The sequence below is a fragment of the Pseudomonas sp. A-R-19 genome, from assembly GCF_019956575.1.
GTDB lineage: Bacteria > Pseudomonadota > Gammaproteobacteria > Pseudomonadales > Pseudomonadaceae > Aquipseudomonas.
Genome location: NZ_JAHBDR010000104.1, coordinates 78,281 through 96,273 on the forward strand (window position 1 = coordinate 78,281; position 17,993 = coordinate 96,273).

Annotated in this window: 17 protein-coding genes and 1 pseudogene; 9 read left to right on the plus strand and 9 right to left on the minus strand. The window is 61.1% G+C overall.

Going from position 1 to position 17,993, the window contains the following annotated elements; all coding sequences use genetic code 11:
- Window positions 1-7 precede the first annotated feature (7 nt).
- On the minus strand, window positions 8-418 hold the full coding sequence (locus tag KGA88_RS28300; RefSeq protein ID WP_046042476.1) for a RidA family protein: 411 nt from the start codon (window positions 416-418) through the stop codon (window positions 8-10).
- The gene (locus KGA88_RS28305; protein ID WP_223595900.1) at window positions 418-1,779 is read right to left on the minus strand and encodes a flavin-containing monooxygenase; all 1,362 of its coding nucleotides are present in this window, start codon (window positions 1,777-1,779) and stop codon (window positions 418-420) included. Before KGA88_RS28305 ends, KGA88_RS28300 begins: the two co-directional genes overlap by 1 nt.
- A 277-nt stretch (window positions 1,780-2,056) precedes the next feature.
- On the opposite strand from KGA88_RS28305, the gene KGA88_RS28310 reads away from it, so the two are divergent.
- The 6 genes from KGA88_RS28310 (at window position 2,057) to phnE (ending at window position 8,766) form a co-directional block, all read left to right on the plus strand.
- Window positions 2,057-3,433, plus strand: coding sequence for a pyridoxal-phosphate dependent enzyme (locus tag KGA88_RS28310; protein WP_223595902.1), 1,377 nt, complete (start codon window positions 2,057-2,059; stop codon window positions 3,431-3,433).
- Window positions 3,430-4,608 carry a trans-sulfuration enzyme family protein gene (locus KGA88_RS28315; protein WP_223595904.1) on the plus strand — a complete coding sequence of 393 codons (1,179 nt, stop codon included), beginning with the start codon at window positions 3,430-3,432 and terminating at the stop codon, window positions 4,606-4,608. Before KGA88_RS28310 ends, KGA88_RS28315 begins: the two co-directional genes overlap by 4 nt.
- A 927-nt stretch (window positions 4,609-5,535) precedes the next feature.
- The gene (locus KGA88_RS28320) at window positions 5,536-6,387 is read left to right on the plus strand and encodes a putative selenate ABC transporter substrate-binding protein (RefSeq protein ID WP_223595906.1); all 852 of its coding nucleotides are present in this window, start codon (window positions 5,536-5,538) and stop codon (window positions 6,385-6,387) included.
- Complete coding sequence (locus KGA88_RS28325) at window positions 6,384-7,181, plus strand: phosphonate ABC transporter ATP-binding protein (protein ID WP_223595908.1); 798 nt, start codon at window positions 6,384-6,386, stop codon at window positions 7,179-7,181. Before KGA88_RS28320 ends, KGA88_RS28325 begins: the two co-directional genes overlap by 4 nt.
- Window positions 7,175-8,002, plus strand: coding sequence for a PhnE/PtxC family ABC transporter permease (locus KGA88_RS28330; protein ID WP_223595910.1), 828 nt, complete (start codon window positions 7,175-7,177; stop codon window positions 8,000-8,002). The genes KGA88_RS28325 and KGA88_RS28330 overlap by 7 nt, the downstream gene beginning before the upstream one ends.
- Window positions 7,999-8,766: a phosphonate ABC transporter, permease protein PhnE gene (phnE, locus tag KGA88_RS28335; protein WP_223595913.1), complete on the plus strand. Its 768-nt coding sequence runs from the start codon at window positions 7,999-8,001 to the stop codon at window positions 8,764-8,766. The genes KGA88_RS28330 and phnE overlap by 4 nt, the downstream gene beginning before the upstream one ends.
- A gap of 117 nt (window positions 8,767-8,883) precedes the next feature.
- On the opposite strand, the gene KGA88_RS28340 is transcribed toward phnE, so the two are convergent.
- Window positions 8,884-9,561, minus strand: a complete 678-nt coding sequence (locus KGA88_RS28340) for a DUF3313 domain-containing protein (protein ID WP_223595920.1) — start codon at window positions 9,559-9,561, stop codon at window positions 8,884-8,886.
- Window positions 9,562-10,024: 463 nt separating this feature from the next.
- Between KGA88_RS28340 and KGA88_RS28345 the strand changes: the two genes are divergently transcribed.
- Window positions 10,025-10,462 (plus strand): GNAT family N-acetyltransferase, encoded by a 438-nt coding sequence (locus KGA88_RS28345; protein ID WP_223595922.1) that lies wholly within the window; start codon window positions 10,025-10,027, stop codon window positions 10,460-10,462.
- A gap of 279 nt (window positions 10,463-10,741) precedes the next feature.
- Here KGA88_RS28345 and KGA88_RS28350 read toward each other — a convergent pair whose 3' ends face one another.
- Window positions 10,742-11,260 (minus strand): hypothetical protein, encoded by a 519-nt coding sequence (locus KGA88_RS28350; RefSeq protein WP_223595924.1) that lies wholly within the window; start codon window positions 11,258-11,260, stop codon window positions 10,742-10,744.
- A gap of 587 nt (window positions 11,261-11,847) precedes the next feature.
- Between KGA88_RS28350 and KGA88_RS28355 the strand changes: the two genes are divergently transcribed.
- Window positions 11,848-12,192, plus strand: coding sequence for a DUF6124 family protein (locus tag KGA88_RS28355; protein WP_223595926.1), 345 nt, complete (start codon window positions 11,848-11,850; stop codon window positions 12,190-12,192).
- Between the two features lie 792 nt (window positions 12,193-12,984).
- On the opposite strand, the gene KGA88_RS28360 is transcribed toward KGA88_RS28355, so the two are convergent.
- On the minus strand, window positions 12,985-14,001 hold the full coding sequence (locus KGA88_RS28360) for a succinylglutamate desuccinylase/aspartoacylase family protein (RefSeq protein ID WP_223595928.1): 1,017 nt from the start codon (window positions 13,999-14,001) through the stop codon (window positions 12,985-12,987).
- A 171-nt stretch (window positions 14,002-14,172) separates the two neighbouring features.
- Between KGA88_RS28360 and KGA88_RS28365 the strand changes: the two are divergent.
- Window positions 14,173-14,658: pseudogene (locus KGA88_RS28365) on the plus strand (TetR family transcriptional regulator C-terminal domain-containing protein); the annotation flags it as partial.
- On the opposite strand, the gene KGA88_RS28370 reads toward KGA88_RS28365, so the two are convergent.
- The 4 genes from KGA88_RS28370 to KGA88_RS28385 form a co-directional block, all read right to left on the minus strand.
- Window positions 14,614-15,618 (minus strand): DMT family transporter, encoded by a 1,005-nt coding sequence (locus KGA88_RS28370; RefSeq protein WP_223595930.1) that lies wholly within the window; start codon window positions 15,616-15,618, stop codon window positions 14,614-14,616. The pseudogene KGA88_RS28365 and the gene KGA88_RS28370 overlap by 45 nt on opposite strands.
- Window positions 15,618-16,316 carry an ABC transporter permease gene (locus KGA88_RS28375; protein ID WP_110658704.1) on the minus strand — a complete coding sequence of 233 codons (699 nt, stop codon included), beginning with the start codon at window positions 16,314-16,316 and terminating at the stop codon, window positions 15,618-15,620. The genes KGA88_RS28370 and KGA88_RS28375 overlap by 1 nt, the downstream gene beginning before the upstream one ends.
- Before the next feature lie 18 nt (window positions 16,317-16,334).
- On the minus strand, window positions 16,335-17,048 hold the full coding sequence (locus KGA88_RS28380; RefSeq protein WP_110658706.1) for an ABC transporter permease: 714 nt from the start codon (window positions 17,046-17,048) through the stop codon (window positions 16,335-16,337).
- A 153-nt stretch (window positions 17,049-17,201) separates the two neighbouring features.
- On the minus strand, window positions 17,202-17,984 hold the full coding sequence (locus KGA88_RS28385; RefSeq protein WP_223595932.1) for a transporter substrate-binding domain-containing protein: 783 nt from the start codon (window positions 17,982-17,984) through the stop codon (window positions 17,202-17,204).
- Window positions 17,985-17,993: the final 9 nt, after the last annotated feature.

Genomic DNA, 17,993 nt, shown 5'->3' on the forward strand with positions numbered 1-17,993 from the left:
GAATTCCTTATTCAGGGATGACAGCGATCACATCAATTTCCATCAGCCACTGCGGCTGGCCGAGGGCGCTGACCACAAGGCCAGTGGAAATCGGGAACACGCCCTTGAGCCACTTGCCGACTTCCTGGTACACCGGCTCGCGGTAGCGCGGGTCGATCAGGTAAGTGGTGGTCTTGACGATGTGGCTCATGTCGCTGCCCGCCTCTTCGAGCAATTGCTTGACGTTGCGCATGGCCTGTTCGGCCTGGGCGCGCGGATCACCGAGGCCCACCAGTTGACCGTTGAAATCGGTACCGACCTGACCACGCACATACACGGTGTTGCCGGCGCGCACGGCCTGGCACAGGTCGTTGTCGAGCGTCTGGTTCGGGTAGGTGTCTTTGGTGTTGAACATGCGGATGCGGGTATGAGTAGGCATCAACGAACTCCCATGAGGCTGGCTTTCTGAAGAGGTGCGCGGGCGGCGTCGGCTTGACGCTGGGTCGCATCCCGATAGTTGAAATAGGTGTGCTGTTTAACGATGTGATCGGCAATGTGCTTGGCGTCGTGCCAAACGCCCCAGATGAACGCGGAGCCACGACGGGACTGCCACGGCAACCCGACGAAATACACGCCCGGCTCGGCCGACACGCCGCGCTGGTGCTGCGGCTTGCCGTTGTCCTTGAAGGCGTCGACCTTCAGCCAGCTGTAATCGGTGGAGTAACCGGTGGCCCAGATGATCGTGGTCACGCCGGCCTTGACCAGGTCGAGTTCAAGGATCGGCTGGGTCACGCAGTCCGGATCGGCCAGCATGGCGCGCGCTTCCGGTTCCAGCGGCAGGTCGAGGCCGTTGCGTTCGATGTAGGCGTCGGCCTTGTCGAGCAGCGCCAGGTAGTTTTCATCGCCACGGCGGATGTTGTCGGCGAGGTTGTTTTCGAAACTCACCACGGCGCCATTGAACGCTTGGGTCAGGCCGACCAGGGTCATGCCTTGATGGGCCAGGCGGCGGAAGTCCACGGTGTGGCCGCCACGGGCACCGCTCACGGCGATGGTCACGTGTTCCTTGCCCGGCTGCATGGCCTCGGCATCCCACTCGCCGAGCACCCCCAGCCACCAGCAGAAATCACGGTTGCGATAGGCGCGCGGCGGACGATCGTGGGCGCCCACCGACAGGTAGACCTGCTTGCCGGAGCGTTGCAGTTCATCGGCGATCTGCACGCCCGAAGAGCCGGCGCCCACCACCAGCACCGCGCCTTCGGCCAGTTGCTGCGGGTTGTAGTATTGAGCGGAGTGAATCTGGCTGATGCCGGCGATATCCGTGGCGATCGGCGGAATGGCCGGACGCTGGAACGGACCGGTGGCGACCACTACATGGCGAGCCTCGATCACGCCCTCGGAGGTTTCAACGGTGAACCCCGGACGATCGGTATTGCGTTCGACTTTTTTCACGTCCACGCCAGTGCGGATCGGCGCATTGAATTTACGGGCATAGGCTTCGAAGTACGCAGCCACCTGTTCTTTACCGGCGAAGGCATCCGGGTCCAGGCCGTCGAATTCCAAGCCCGGGAAGCGGTCGTGCCAGGCCGGGCCGTTAGCCACCAGCGAATCCCAACGGCCGGTGCGCCAGGCTTCGGCAACACGGTTGCGCTCCAGCACCAGGTGGGGCACACCGAGTTTGCTCAAGTGTTCACTCATGGCCACGCCGGCCTGGCCGGCGCCAACAACAAGCGTATCAATTACGGTTTTATCAACTGTCATGGCTGTGCACTTCTGAAAGGTGGTTTGATTCAGGTCGGTCATGGCTGCCGCCTCGATTCTGATCACTGTTGTGCTTCTGCTACGGCTATCGGTGTCAGGGTGTTGGCCGCATTCTGTTCGGAGCCGGGGATTAGCGAAATTATGTTTTTTGTGGTTGCTGGCGAGGAAAAAGCGTCGAGCCGACCGATCGGCTGTGCGAGGTTGCGGGTGGCCGGATCCCGGCCTATGGTCCTAGCGATGCAATGCCTGTGATTGACGCCTGATGGCACATTGCAGGCCGCTGTCCACCCAGTGCGAATTAGCGCAAGGAAGTGACGACATGCTTACCAATTCCCGCCCTGCCGTGCTCGAACTGATCGGCAATACACCGTTGGTGCGCGTCAGCCGGTTCGATACCGGCCCGTGCACGCTGTTTCTCAAACTCGAATCACAGAACCCCGGCGGTTCGATCAAGGACCGTATCGGCCTGGCGATGATCGATGCCGCCGAGCGCGATGGCCGCCTCAAACCCGGCGGCACCATCGTCGAAGCCACCGCCGGCAACACCGGCCTGGGCCTGGCCCTGGTCGGCCGCGCCAAGGGCTACCGGGTGGTGCTGGTGGTGCCGGACAAGATGTCCACCGAGAAGGTCTTGCACCTCAAGGCCATGGGCGCCGAGGTGCACATCACCCGCTCCGACGTCGGCAAGGGTCATCCCGAGTACTACCAGGACGTCGCCGCGCGGCTGGCGGCGGAAATTCCCGATGCGTTCTTCGCCGACCAGTTCAATAACCCGGCCAACCCCCTGGCCCATGAATGCAGCACCGCGCCGGAGATCTGGGCGCAGACCCAGCACGATCTGGACGCGATCGTCGTCGGTGTCGGTTCGGCCGGCACCCTCACCGGCCTGACCCGCTTCTTCAAACGGGTGCAGCCGGACCTGGAAATGGTCCTGGCCGACCCGGTCGGCTCGGTGATGGCCGAATACAGCCGCAGTGGCACCCTCCCCACCCCCGGCTCCTGGGCGGTGGAAGGCATCGGCGAAGACTTCATTCCGTCGATCTCCGACCTGTCCAGCGTGCGCCACGCCTATTCGATCAGCGACGAGGAAAGCTTCGACCATGCCCGCCAGTTGCTGCGCGCCGAAGGCATTCTCGGCGGTTCGTCGACCGGTACTTTATTGGCCGCCGCCCTGCGTTACTGCCGCGAACAGACCCAGCCGAAACGCGTGGTCAGCTTCGTCTGCGACACCGGTACGCGTTACCTGTCGAAGGTCTACAACGACCAGTGGATGAACGATCAGGGCTTGCTGCAACGCAAGCACTACGGCGACCTGCGCGACCTGATCGCGCGGCGCTTCGAAGATGGCCGGGTGATCAGCGTCGGCCCCGACGACACCCTGCTCACCGCGTTCCAGCGCATGCGCCTGGCGGACGTCTCGCAACTGCCAGTATTGGTGAAGGGTCAGCAACTGGTCGGCGTGATCGACGAATCCGACATCCTGCTGGGCGTACACGAAGACGTTGCGCACTTCCGCAAGACCGTGGCCAGCGCCATGACCGACAAACTGCAAACCCTGTCCCCCGCCGCCACGCTGGCGGAACTGGAGGCAGAGCTGGGCCGTGGCCTGGTGGCGATCATCCAGGATGCCTCGGGCTTCCACGGCCTGATTACCCGAACCGACATGCTCAACCATTTGCGGAGATCCCTGCCATGAGTCAACAGGACAAAAACGCCCCGCCACAGGGCTTCGCCACCCGGGTGATCCACGCCGGGCAAGTGCCGGACCCGACCACCGGGGCGCTGATGCCGCCGATCTACGCCAACTCCACCTACCTGCAACAGAGCCCCGGCGTGCACAAGGGCTTCGACTACGGGCGCTCGCACAACCCGACGCGCTTTGCCCTGGAGCGCTGCGTGGCCGACCTCGAAGGCGGCACCCGGGGCTTTGCCTTCGCCTCGGGGCTGGCGACCATTTCCACGGTGCTCGAACTGCTCGACGCCGGCTCGCACATCGTCTCTGGCAACGACCTGTACGGCGGCACCTTCCGCCTGTTCGACAAGGTGCGCCAGCGCAGCGCCGGACACCGCTTCAGCTTCGTCGACCTGACCGACCTGGCGGCGTTCGAAGCCTCCCTGCAAGACGACACCCGCATGGTCATGGTCGAGACCCCGAGCAATCCGCTGCTGCGCCTCACCGACCTCGCCGCCATCGCCCGCACCTGCCGCGCGCGCGGGATCATCTGCGTGGCCGACAACACCTTCGCCAGCCCGTGGATCCAGCGCCCGCTGGAACTGGGTTTCGACATCGTGCTGCACTCGACCACCAAATACCTCAACGGCCACTCCGACGTGATCGGCGGCATCGCCGTGGTCGGCGACAACGCTGAACTGGCCGAGCGCCTGGGCTTTTTGCAGAACGCCGTCGGCGCCATCGCCGGCCCCTTCGATGCCTTCCTCACCCTGCGCGGGGTGAAGACCCTGGCCCTGCGCATGGAACGCCATTGCAGCAACGCACTGGACCTGGCGCAGTGGCTGGAACGCCAACCGCAAGTCTCAAGGGTCTACTACCCCGGCCTGCCCTCGCACCCGCAACACGAACTGGCGCAACGGCAAATGCGCGGCTTCGGCGGCATGATCGCCCTCGACCTCAACAGCGACCTGGCCGGCGCCAAACGCTTCCTCGAGAACGTACAGATCTTCGCCCTGGCCGAAAGCCTGGGCGGCGTGGAAAGCCTGATCGAACACCCGGCGATCATGACCCACGCCACCATCCCGCCGGATACCCGTGCGGAACTGGGAATTGGCGACGGGTTGGTGAGGTTGTCGGTGGGGGTTGAGGATGTGGAGGATTTGCGTGCGGATCTGGCGCAGGCGTTGGCAAAGATGTAAATCACCAGAATTGAGTAACACCGCAAAACCTGTGGGAGCGGGCTTGCTCGCGAAGACGGCGGCACATCCAACATCGATGTGACTGATATACCGCTTTCGCGAGCAGGCTCGCTCCTACACTTGAATTTCTGTCGTACAAAAATGGGCTGTTCACCAGAGATCCACTGTGGGAGCGGGCTTGCTCGCGAAGACGGCGGCACATCCAACATCGATGTGACTGATATACCGCTTTCGCGAGCAGGCTCGCTCCTACACTTGAATTTCTGTCGTACAAAAAATGGGCTGCTCACCAGAGATCCACTGTGGGAGCGGGCTTGCTCGCGAAGACGGCGGCACATCCAACATCGATGTGACTGATATACCGCTTTCGCGAGCAAGCCCGCTCCTACACTTGAATTTCTGTCGTACAAAAATGGGCTGTTCACCAGAGATCCACTGTGGGAGCGGGCTTGCTCGCGAAGACGGCGGCACATCCAACATCGGTGTGACTGATATACCGCTTTCGCGAGCAAGCCCGCTCCCACATTTAAATTTCTGTCATACACAAATTTTATGTTCACCAGAAATCCACTGTGGGAGCGGGCTTGCTCGCGAAGACGGCGGCACATCCAACATCGATGTGACTGATATACCGCTTTCGCGAGCAAGCCCGCTCCCACATTTAAATTTCTGTCATACACAAATTTTGTGCTCACCAGAGAACCACTGTAGGAGCGAGCTTGCTGGCGATGGCGGCGGATCAGTCAATATTGATGCTGTCTGACACTCCGCAATCGCGAGCAAGCTCGCTCCTACAGGTTTTGCTGGCCTGGCACACAAGAGTCCCTATAATCCCGACGTTTTCGTCTACCCTCACGAAGCGTCGTGCAGCAATTAGCGTGTGCGGGGCGCATCGACATTTTTCCGCTATTGAATCGGAGAACTTCCATGCTCAAACGTACCCTGGCCTTGGCCGTCGGCCTGACCCTATCCGTTACCGCCCTGCTGGCACAGGCTGCCGACACCCTCAAGGTCAGCGCCATTCCCGACGAAGCCCCCACCGAATTGCTGCGCAAGTTCAAGCCGCTGGGCGAATACCTGGAGAAGCAACTGGGCATGAAGGTCGAGTTCGTGCCGGTGTCCGACTACCCGGCGGTGGTCGAGGCGCTGGCCACCGACCGCATCGACATGGCCTGGCTGGGCGGTTTCACCTTCGTGCAGGCGCGCCTGAAAACCGGCAATGCCATTCCGTTGGTACAGCGTGAGCAGGATGCGCAGTTCACCAGCAAATTCATCACCGCCGACCCGAACGTCAAGTCGCTGGCCGACCTCAAGGGCAAGTCCTTCGCCTTCGGTTCGGTGTCGTCGACGTCCGGCAGCTTGATGCCGCGCTATTTCATGCTGCAGGACGGCATCAAGCCGGAAACCTACTTCAGCCGCGTCGGCTACTCCGGCGCCCACGACGCCACCGTCGCCTGGGTCCAGGCCGGCAAAGTCGACGCCGGCGTGCTCAATGCCAGCGTCTGGGAAAAACTGGTCAAGGCCGGCAAGGTCGACACCGACAAGGTCAAGGTCTTCGCCACCACGCCGGCCTACTTCGACTACAACTGGACCGTGCGCGGCACCCTCGACCCGGCCCTGGCCGAGAAGATCAAGGCGGCCTTCCTCGCGCTCGACCCGGCAAAACCCGAAGACAAGGCCATCCTGGACCTGCAAGCCGCCAGCCGCTTCATCGCGACCAAGCCTGAGAACTACAAGGGCATCGAGGAAGCCGCGCGCGCTGCCGACCTGCTGAAATGACATTGCATCTGAACCGCGTCAGCCTCACCCACGACACGGGCGTGCTGGCGCTAAATGAGATCGACCTGCACATCACCGCCGGTGAGCAGGTCGCAATCATCGGCCCGTCCGGCGCCGGCAAGTCGAGCCTGCTCAACCTGCTCGCCACCGCCCTGCGCCCCGGCAGCGGCACGGTCGAGGTGCTCGGCGAACAAGCCTGGCACCTCTCCGCACGTCGACGTCAGCAACTGCGCGCACGCATCGGCCTGGTGCATCAGGCGCCACCACTGCCACCGCGCCAGCGCGTGGTCACCGCGGTGCTGGCCGGCAAACTGGGCCAATGGGGTTTTGCCAAAAGCCTGCTGAGCCTTTTGCATCCAGTGGATGTGCCTGGCGCGCGGGCGGCCCTGCTCAAACTCGATCTTGGCGACAAGCTGTTCGCCCAGTGCCAGCAATTGTCCGGCGGCCAGTTGCAGCGCGTGGGCATTGCCCGAGTGCTGTACCAGGCCCCCGAAGTGCTGCTGGCCGACGAGCCGGTGTCGGCGATGGACCCGGTCCTGGCCGGGCACACCCTGTCGATCCTCTGCCGCCACGCCCGGGAACACAAGGTGACCCTGGTCGCCAGCCTGCATGCCGTGGAACTGGCCCTGACGCACTTCTCGCGCATCATCGGTCTGCGTGACGGCCAGGTCCTGTTCGACCTTCCCGCCAGCGAAGTCGACCACGATTTGCTCGACAGGCTCTACGCCAACGAGCAACTGCAATCGCCGCCCGCTCCGGTGGCGCCCTTGAGCCTGCAGATTCCCCGATGCTGACGCGCGATACGCGGGACCCGGCCACCCTTCCTCGTCTGCTGCTCACGCTGTTAGCGCTTGCCCTGCTGTGGCCCGGCATCCATTTCAGCGAGCTGGACCTGGGCGTGCTGTTCAAGGACGACAGCCAAAGCGAGATGGGCCGTTTCGTCTCGGCCTTCTGGCCCCCCGCCCATGACCAAGAGTTCCTCGAGTTACTCTGGCAAGCCACGTTGCAGACCCTGGCCATCGCCACCGCCGGCATGGCCCTGGCCCTGATGTTGGCCGTGCCCGCCGGCCTGCTCGCCAGCCGCGCGCTGTCGCTGTCGGCGGCTTCGCGCGGCGGTCGCCCCAGCGCCCTGGGCCGGCTGCTGCGCTGGCCGGTGCGAGGCTTGCTGATCTTCCTGCGCAGCGTGCCGGAAATCGTCTGGGCCCTGCTGTTCGTGCGCGCCGTCGGCCTCGGCCCGACCGCCGGGGTGCTGGCGATCGCCATCACCTACAGCGGCATGCTCGGCAAGGTCTACGCGGAAATCTTCGAGTCGGTCGACCAGCGCCCCGCCCACGCCCTGCTGCAAGCCGGCAGCGGTCGATTGACCGCGTTCTGCTACGGCATCCTGCCCAATGTCGCGGCGGAATTGCTGTCGTACACCGTGTATCGCTGGGAATGCGCGATCCGCGCCTCCGTGGTGATGGGCTTCGTCGGCGCCGGCGGCCTGGGCCAGCAGATCGACCTGTCGTTGCGCATGTTCGCCGGCGGTGAAGTGGCGAGCATGCTGCTGACCTTTTTCGTCCTGGTGCTGTTCGCCGACCAGATCAGCCGCCTGCTGCGCTGGAGGTTCGCATGAATCGCCTGATCAACCTGCTGCTCATCCTGTGCATCGGCGCAGCGGTCGTCGCCTCGTTCAGCTACCTGGGCATCGACCTCGGCGAACTGACCGGCAGCGGCAACCTGCAACAGATGGGCGCCTACGTCCTGCGTTTTCTCAGCCCGGACCTGAGCGCCGGCCATCTGCAAGCCATCGGCCGAGGCGCCGTGGAAACCCTGGCCATGTCAGCCCTGGGCACCCTGCTCGCGGCGGTGTTCGGCCTGCTCCTGGCGTTGCCAGCGGCCGGGCGATTCGGCTGGCCGTTGCAGAGCGCATCACGACTTGTGCTTAACGCCCTGCGCGCCATTCCCGAACTGGTGTGGGCGGCGTTGATGGTGCTGGCCGCCGGACTCGGCCCAAACGCCGGGACCCTGGCACTGGCGATGCACACCACCGGGGTGCTCGGTCGACTGTTCGCCGAAGCCTTGGAAAACACCCCGCCGCAACCGGCTGAAGCCATTCGTTTGCAGGGCGGTAATGTGGTTTGGGCTTTCTGCTACGGCACACTGCCCAACCTGTTTCCGCAGTTGCTGGCGTACATTTTGTACCGCTGGGAGAACAATATTCGGATGGCCAGTGTGCTGGGTTTTGTTGGGGCTGGGGGGTTGGGGCAGATGCTTTATGTGAGTCTTAGTCTGTTTCAGGAGGCTCAGGCGAGTACGGTGATATTGGCGATGTTGGTGCTGGTGTTTGCGGTTGATGGGTTGAGTAGTTGGAGTCGGCAGCGTTGGGTTAAGGCGTGAAGCGGCCAGTGTGTCGTCGTGATCGCGGGCAAGTCGGATCGCCGCCTTAACATATACAGGGGCGCGCATCGGCTGACAGGACGCAAGAGGAGAGAGAAACTGAAAGTTCATTAGCGGTCAGCTGTGGATGAACGTCCAGAGATCGGTATTCAGTTTTTCAATAGCGTCTTTAAAGTCCTTGGTGGTGATTTTCTGACTTTCGTTCTCTAGCTGGTTGCCGAATACCTTACGCACCACTTTGACCATTGTTTGATTGGTTCTTGCGTCTATGAACTCGGCTTCAACAAATAGATTAGTGTCTTGATCCCTGTGACCGGTAGCTGCCTGTGTCGCTCCGACAACGGCCGCAATCGGCATCACTTCATACCACTTCATACCTTCGTTCGAAGCGCTGACGCCAGTGATTGCCGCCCGCAGAATCAGGGGGCGTGACCTGGCCGGTGCGGCGGCGGCGTTAGACACCCTCTGGTATTTCTGTCCCAGCACGATTTTGGCCTTTCTGGACATGAAGTCCTGCAAGTCGGCCAGCGTCTGTTGATTGACCTGCTCATTGGGTTTGGGCGAGGGATAAAACTCCAGCGTTCTGAACGCTATGGTGTCATACGCATTCGGGTTCCACGACGGGCTCACCCAGCGCATTGCCTTCTCACCCGTGGCGGTGGTCACTTCTTGCAGGTTGTTGTAACTGGACAGGAAGCCCGAATATTGCTCGCGTTCAGTGACTTGGGAGGTGCAACCGCCGAGTAGCAGGTATGTCAGTGCGACGCCAACAAACAGTTTATGGTCCAAGGACATGGTGGGTTCACTCCACGATTTAGTCGCGCTCAGTCAACTGAAAAACAGAAACGCCAAGTCATGTTTCTCTTCATGGCTTGAATGCAGGCGTTGTAGGACTCACCGGAGATTGATTGCCGTTGTGAACTGGATCTGCTGCACCGACATACCGCAGAGACAGCCCCCAGCCCAACTGACATTGATGCCCCCAGAGCATAGTCCGTTCTTGCAGATCTGCGGCACGATCTCAAGGTCTGGCACTGGTCGAGTACTGCCTTTGGCGAGAGGCAGAAAACGGCCAAAAGCAGACCATGGACACGCAGCTAACACGTCAGTCATGTGCTAAGTAATATGTCGCTTTCACCTTTCTTGATGTCGCGTTTACAATGTCGATTTTTTGATTGCTCAATGGATTACGCATGAACATGGGATGTTATGCCAAAAGCCGTTCGGCATCTAAAAGTTGAATTTAAGGAGCAATAAAATGGAAATCAAGATTGATGTATTGGGTTCTCCAACAGAAAAGGATAAAGCAGTTCTGAATAATAGGTTTTCAGAATATCTTCGAATTCAATATCCAAATCTGCCACCAGAATCGGAAGATAAAATATTTATGGTGGTTGCACACGATGAAGTAGGCGACTACATCGGTGCAATAAGCTGTAATTGTTACTGGGATGGCTTAGAAATTGACACCTTTTGGGTTAAGGAATCTCATCGCGGTAAAAAAGTAGGATCTATGCTTTTGGAAAAAGCAGAAGCGATTGGTGCCAACAATGGAGCAGTAGTTGCATTCTTAAAAACCGTTGATGCTAAAAAGTTCTATGAGCGGCATGGATATGAGATTTATGGTGTTCTTGAGGATCGCCCAATTGGGACTAACCTGTATCATTTAAAGAAACGGCTAGTAAAACATGCATAACAACTGGTTCAAATCGTTCACTTCGCTCAATGGGACGGGCTAAAGCCCCCCTTAACCAAATGCTGGTCAGAGTCCGCTATGGGTCGATTTCTGCCTGTAGCCACCGTCAGCTTTTGGCCGTTCTCTGCCGGTCACGGTTACAAAGCCAGCTGATCAAATCCGATGCAACCGGTGGTCAAGTGCAGGGCAATTCCGCACCTGACAACCAAACCGGTAATGCCCACGCAAAAACCCCTTCCTGCGCGACAGCACAGGAAGGGGTTTTTTCGTTAAGGCCGATCAGTCTTTAGCCTGGCTCAACTTGGTGAACAGCTCAGTCGGTACTTTCTTGCCGTTGGAGGTGAACTGGTTGGTGCGGAACTTGTACACCTCACCCTCGGACAGGAAACCGTCGCCGTTGGTGTCCATCGCCTTGAATTCCTCTGTGCCCTTGGGGGCCACGGTCAGCAGTTCCTTGAGCGACACGCGGCCGTCGTGGTCGGCGTCGGTGCGTGCGAAAGACGCATCGCCGCATTTGCCTTCACCGCACTTGCCTTCGGCCTGGGTCTTCTGGGCGCTGGCTTCGGCGCCGCATTTGCCTTCGCCACACTTGCCTTCGGCCTGGGTCTTCTTGGCGCTGGCTTCGGCGCCGCATTTGCCTTCGCCACATTTGCCTTCGCTGGTCTTCTCCGCGGCGGCCAGTTGGTAGCCTTGCGGTAAGGCTTCGGCGGAGAACGCGGTGGAGGCGAAGTTGATACCGCCGACCAGTGCAACTGCGAGCAGGCCAATACGGGTTTTGTTCGACTGGATACGAGACATGTTGATACTCCGGATCAATGGCGTGGCTGGACCACTATTGGTCGTACCACAAGGGGTGATGAACCTGGTGGCGAGGTGCGTTGTGCATCTCGCTTTGACAGGTCTATTTGGCCCCAGTGGTGTATCCGGGCTGTATCCGTGAAGTGATGGTTTTGTATGGCTGTATGCGGATGCAGCGCCCTGATACACGGCGATACACGAAAGGCGTTACTCGGTTGTTGATGTCCGAAAGAGCTCTTGTTTAAAAAGGTTGTAGGGTATTTCCGGGGGGCTACAAGACCTTGCGTCGTTGCCTACGGTTACGCCAGAATCCGCCGGCTTGTGCGCCTAGCCCCTGGTCTCTATCGTTTCTGCGCCACTGCCCATCAGTGGTCGGGTCTGGAAACCCCGGAATGAAAATGGCGCGACTGCGCCTTTCATAACTATGCTTGCGCGCTTTTAAGTGTGCACTCCGTTATGGCGGCTGTGCGCGGGAGACCTTCGGGTCTACCGGGTTGCCGTTTCCCCGGGTTTCCAGCCTGCGTACAGCTGCCACCTCTTCGTCTGGAAACGAACGTGGCAGCTTCAACCATGAAGCGGAGACAGCCATGTTCAAGGTCACCCCCAACCCGCCGGACACCGATCCGGCATCCCCGTACGAACCCGATTCAAAACATCTCGACGAGGCTGCCCTCGCCTTCCCCTCGGCCGCCGACATCAAAGCCACACCGCGCACGCCAGGTTCGCTGTTTACCGTCGATCCCAAGGTCGATACCGAAACCCTGATGGTGTATCTGGTCGAGACGCTGGCCTCGGTCGATGTGATGGTGCATCAGTTGGTGGATCATCTGGACGGCGGATCGCGCAATGCCCTGCTGGGGATTTCCAACAGTGTGATGTTGGCGGAGATCACGGCGAATCGGGTGTTGGATCAGATTGATCCGCGTGAATAATCACTGATTCTGTGGCAAACGCTGACCCTGTGGCGAGGGGGCTTGCCCCCGTTCGGCGGCGAAGCCGTCGCAAAACCTGATTGCACTGTTTGACTGAAGAAAAGCGGGGCCGCTTCGCAGCCCAACGGGGGCAAGCCCCCTCGCCACAAATGTCGGCAGGCTCAATTGGCGCAACAACACTTACATCGCACTGAATCATTGGCAGACGCTAACTCTGGAGCTAACACCGCCCTTGTGGCGAGGGAGCTTGCCCCCGTTCGGCGGCGAAGCCGTCGCAAAACCTGATTGCACTGTTTGACTGAAGAAAAGCGGGGCCGCTTCGCAGCCCAGCGGGAGCAAGCTCCCTCGCCACAAATGTCGGCAGGCTCAATTGGCGCAACAACACTTACATCGCACTGAATCATTGGCAGACGCTAACTCTGGAGCTAACACCGCCCTTGTGGCGAGGGAGCTTGCTCCCGCTCGGCGGCGAAGCCGTCGCAAAACCTGATTGCACTGTTTGACTGAAGAAAAGCGGGGCCGCTTCGCAGCCCAACGGGGGCAAGCCCCCTCGCCACAAATGTCGGCAGGCTCAATTGGCGCAACAACACTTACATCGCACTGATTCATTGGCAGACGCTAACTCTGGAGCTAACACCGCCCTTGTGGCGAGGGAGCTTGCTCCCGCTCGGCGGCGAAGCCGTCGCAAAATCTGATTGCACTGTTTGACTGAAGAAAAGCGGGGCCGCTTCGCAGCCCAACGGGGGCAAGCCCCCTCGCCACAGGGTTTGTGTGTTTGATGTTGGGGGATTGCTAGTTCGGGTCGAGCAACCCGCCGCTCCAGTTACGCGACACCCGGCTGCCGGTGAATTTCGCCACGCCCATGCCCTGGGGGATCAGGCGATCGCGATAGCGTGTCACCAGGCGCCCGGCTTGCTCGGCATGCAGGATCACTTCGGAGGATGGATCGCCCGGGGTCCTGAGGATTCGCGCAAAGCGCTGGCCTTCCTCGACGAAATCCCCCAACTCTTTTTCGAAAATCAGCACGCCGGGTTGCGGGGCGATGATGGTTTCCATGTGGCCCATTTCCACCACCTCGACGGGCCAGTCTGCAGGTGTCACTGACTCATCGATGACGCCGCAACCGCATAGCCAGTTGTAGAGTCCATCGGCATCCGACTCGGCGAAACGGTCGCTGACATCGCCCTGCCCGCGCAGCTCCAGGGTCGCCGCCATACGGTGCTCGGTGATGCCTTCTCGCAACCAGGGGGCGATGATGGTTTCCTCGAAGGAGCCGTCGCCGCCGTCGTCCCAGATGATCGCCACGTCCATCTTCATCGCCGCCGCCAGTTCGCGGCCGCGGGTCTGGAAACTGCGGTGCACGTAGAGGTACGGCAAGGCTTCGTCATCGGTGTGCAGGTCGAGCATCACGTCGGCCGGGGCGGCCAGTTGCACCAGTTGCTTTTGCCATTGCTGGACGCAGGTCGAAGGTCGCTCCATGGCTGCCGACTGGTCGAACGCGCGGTTGAAGTTGTGCCCGGTGGCGTCGTGGTAACGCCCGAGAATCCGCCCTTGGCGAAACTGCCCGATGCCCAGCGGGTTGGCCTGCGGCACCACGGTGATGTTGCCCTTAAGCCGGCCCTGGGCTTCGGCGGTTTGCAGCCTTTGCATCAGCAGGTGCAGGACCAGCATCCCGGCGATTTCATCGGCATGCACGCCGGCCTGCAGGTGCACGTTGGGTCCGCTGCCGTCGCCGCCATAGCGCCAGGCACCGACTCGCACGTCGTCACCGTTGTTGTTGCGAACACTGAACGAAATATCCTGCGGCATTGGCTTTCCCTCCCGTCATGACCGTTGAAAAACGCTGTATCGCTGCTGTCGAGGCTGGTGATTGAACAGACGTTCAACTAAGCTCGACTGCGTGGAACCTCACCCAAGGACAGCCTTGTGCCAACCGTTGCCCCGAAGAACCGTCGCGCCGAACCCGAAGACCGCCGCGAAATGCTGGTGGCCGCCACGCTGCGCTGCCTGGGCCGCGACGGTCACGCCGGGATTTCCGTGCGGCGCATCGCTACCGAAGCCGGGGTGTCCGTGGGGTTGCTCAACCATCACTTCGGCAGCATCGAGGCCCTGATCGCCGACACCTACCAGCGGCTCGCGAGCGAACTGACCACCGCCCTGCTCCAGGAAATCGAACAGGCCCAGACGCCTGCGCAAAAGATCGATGCCTTTCTCGAAGGCTCGTTCTCCCCAAGGGTCATGGACCCGAAACTGCTCGGCGTGTGGGTGGTGTTCTGGAGCCTGATCCGGCACTCCGAACACGTCAGCCAGTCCCACGAAAAAAGCTACCGCGCCTACCTCGATCTGATCCGCCAGTTGCTCGACGGCCTGGCCGCCAGCGAAGGTTTCGTGATTCACGACACGCGGCTGGCGGCCATCGGTTTATCGGCGATGCTCGACGGTCTCTGGCTCGAGTGGTGCCTGAACCCCGAGACCTTCAGCGCCGCCAACGGGCTGCACATCTGTCGTTGCTGGATAAAGGGGCTGCGAAACGGAGCATTCGGCACCGACGACGTCCTGTGACGCGTGCCGGCCGAAGATCATCGCCAGGGTGCCGCTGACGGCGATCAGCCCGGCGCCGATCATCAGCGACGTGTCCATCAGCGTGCCCCAGACCAGGCTCGACAGGGCGAACGCCCAGATCAGCCCGGTGTACTCGAACGGCGCGAGCAAGGTCGCGGTGGCGCGGCGGAAACTGGCGAACAACAGGAACTGACCGATGCCGCCCACCAGGCCGGCGCCGAGCATGCCCAGCCAGGCGGGTGTCGGCGAAGGCGTGTGAGTCCACGGCAGGGCCACCGCCATGCAAATCACGAACACCACGTTGGTGATCAGCATCTGCTCCAGCACCGAGGTCTGCTCGTCCACCTGACGCAACTGGATGTAGGTGAATGCCCAGCACACCGCCGCCAACAAGGTCAGCACGATGGGCAACGGCTCGGTCATGTTGTCGGGGCGACAGGCAATGACCACTCCGACAAAACCGATGATCAGGCTGAACCACTGCCAGCCGCTGGCGCGTTCCTTGAGGATCACCGCCGCCAGCACCGTGACCATGATCGGCGCGGAAAAATACAGGGTGGTCATTTCGGCCAGGGTCAGGTCGCGGGCCGCCGTGTAGTACAGCACCCAGGCGACGATCGACAGCAGACCGCGCACCACCAGCAGGCGCCGACTGGGTGAATGCCAGGCCCGGCGGATCACACGCAGTCGGCCTGCCAGCAGCACCGCCACGACCACCACGGCGGCGCGCCAGAACAGAATGGTGACCACCGAATAGTCGGCCACCAGCCATTTGATCAGCGCATCCTGAAAGGACAGGAACGCATAGCCCAGGACGCACAGGCCAATGCCTTGCAGCGAGCGGTCAACCCTTGACGAACTCATCAGGCCGACCTGCGCACCGGCGTGCCGCGCCGTTCGGCGAAGGCAAACAGCGCCTCGATCAGGAAGGTCAGGCAGACGTAGACACCGGCCACCAGCAAAAGCGGTTCATACACTTGCAGGGTTTGTGCGCGGACCACGTTGGCGGCGCCGAGCAGATCGATCACGGCGATGGTCGAGGCCAGCGCCGTGGACTTGAGCAGCATCACGGTTTCCCCGGCCAGGGTCGGCAGCAACAGGCGCATGGCCCGGGGCAACCGTACCCGCAGCAAGGACTGGCGCTTGGTCATGCCGAAGGCCGAAGCCGCTTCCATCTCGCCCTTGGGCACCGCCAGCAGGCCACCGCGAATCACCTCGCCGACATAGGCGCCGACCGACACCACCAGGGCGAACACGATGTACCAGTAACCGTCGCGCAGGTACGGCCAGAGGAAGCTGCCGCGAATCAGCGGGAACTGGGCAAACAGGCTGCCCAGGCCGTAGTAGAAGATGTAGATCTGGATCAGCAACGGCGTGCCGCGGGTGACGCTGGTGTAGAACAGGCTGACCTTGGCGATCACCTTGTTTTTCGAGATCCGCGCCAGGGCCACCAGGACCGCCAGGGCAAACCCGAACACACTGGCGATCAGTAGAATCGTGAGGGTGGTTTGCAAGCCCCGGCCCAACAGTGCCGCGTATTCAATTATCCACGCTGGAATCATTTCATTTACTCAGCCGGTTCAGTCAACAAGAGGCATCCAGCGACGAATACGTCGCTCCAGCCGACCCGACAGATAGTTCGACGCCAGTGTCACCGCGTAGTACAGCGCGGCAGCCGTGAGGTAGAACAACAGATAGTGGCGCGTCGAACCCGCGCCTTGCTTGGCGGTGTACAGCAGTTCGTTGGTGCCGACCACGCTGATCAGCGCGCTGTCCTTGATCAGGTTGATCCACAGGTTGGCCATGCCGGCCATGGCGTACGGCGCCATGATCGGCAGCGTGACCCGGCGGAACAGCCCGAAACCGCTCAGGCCAAATGCCTTGGCCGCTTCGATCTGGCCGAAGGGAATCGCCTGGATCGCCGCGCGGAAAATCTCCGAGGCGTAGGCGCCCTGCACCAGCCCCAGCACGACGATGGCCGCCAGCGGACCGCTGACATTGACCACGCCGTAACCCAGGTGGGTCATCAGCGAATTGAGGAGCATGGAACCGACGTAGTACAGCAACAGAATCAGCAGCAGTTCCGGCACCGCACGGAACAAGGTGGTGTAGCCGCGCATCAGCGCCGCAATCGGCTTCGGCGCGCCCAGCTTGAGGCACGCCACCACCAGCCCGATCGCCAGCCCGAGCACGAAGGCCCCGGCGGAAATCTGCAGGGTCATCCACAGCCCCTTCAGCAGCGCACTGCCCCATCCCTGCTCGGTGAAATTGATCAGATCGAACATTGCCGGCATTTCAGTCTCCAGTTGGAGGACACGGTCCCCTGTAGGAGCGAGCCCGCTCGCGAAAAACGTTAACGATGACGCGGTCACTCAGATGACCCGCGGCGCTTTTGCGTCCATCGCGAGCAGGCTCGCTCCTACAGGGGATCTACGTTTAACCCGTCGTCAGAACGCAGGCTTCACGCTGGTGCCGAAGTAGCTCTGGGACAGGTCGTCGTAGTCCTTGCTCGCCAGCAACTGCTGGATGGCCTTGTCGAGCTTGGCCTTGAGTTCGGTGTCGTCCTTGCGCATGCCGGCGCCTACGCCTTTGCCGAAGATCGGGTCGTAGGGCACGGTGCTGAGGTAGGCCAGGTCCTTGGCATCCGGGGTCTTGATGAACGAAGCCATGGCGGTGCCGTCGGCCATCATCAGGTCGATGCGCCCGGCGATCAGGTCGGCGTTGGCCGAGTCCTGGGTGTCGTAGTACTTAACGTCGGCAATTTTTTCGTAGTAGGTCTTCAGGTAGCTGGCGCTGACGGTCGAGTTTTGCACGCCGATGATCTTGCCCTTGAGGTCATCCGGGTACTTCTTCACCGACGCCTCTTTCGGGCCGACGACGGCAATCACCGAGTCGTAGTAGGCCTTGCTGAAGGCGATCTGTTTTTCCCGTTCTTCGGTCACCGACATCGAGGAAAAGATCACGTCGATCTTCTTCGCCAGCAGCGACGGAATGATGCCGTCCCACGCCACTTCCTTGATCTCGCAATCGGCTTTCATTTCGCTGCACAGCTTGTGGATCAGGTCGACTTCGAAGCCCTTCCACTCCCCGTTGGGTTGTTTCTCGGTGTACGGCGGATAGGGTTCGGCGGCCACCGCGAACCTGATCGGCTGTGCTTGCGCCGCACTCATGCCGGCCAGCAATACGCAGGTGGCACCGGTCAACCAGTTTGCAAAACGTCGATTTCCCATGTTGTTTTC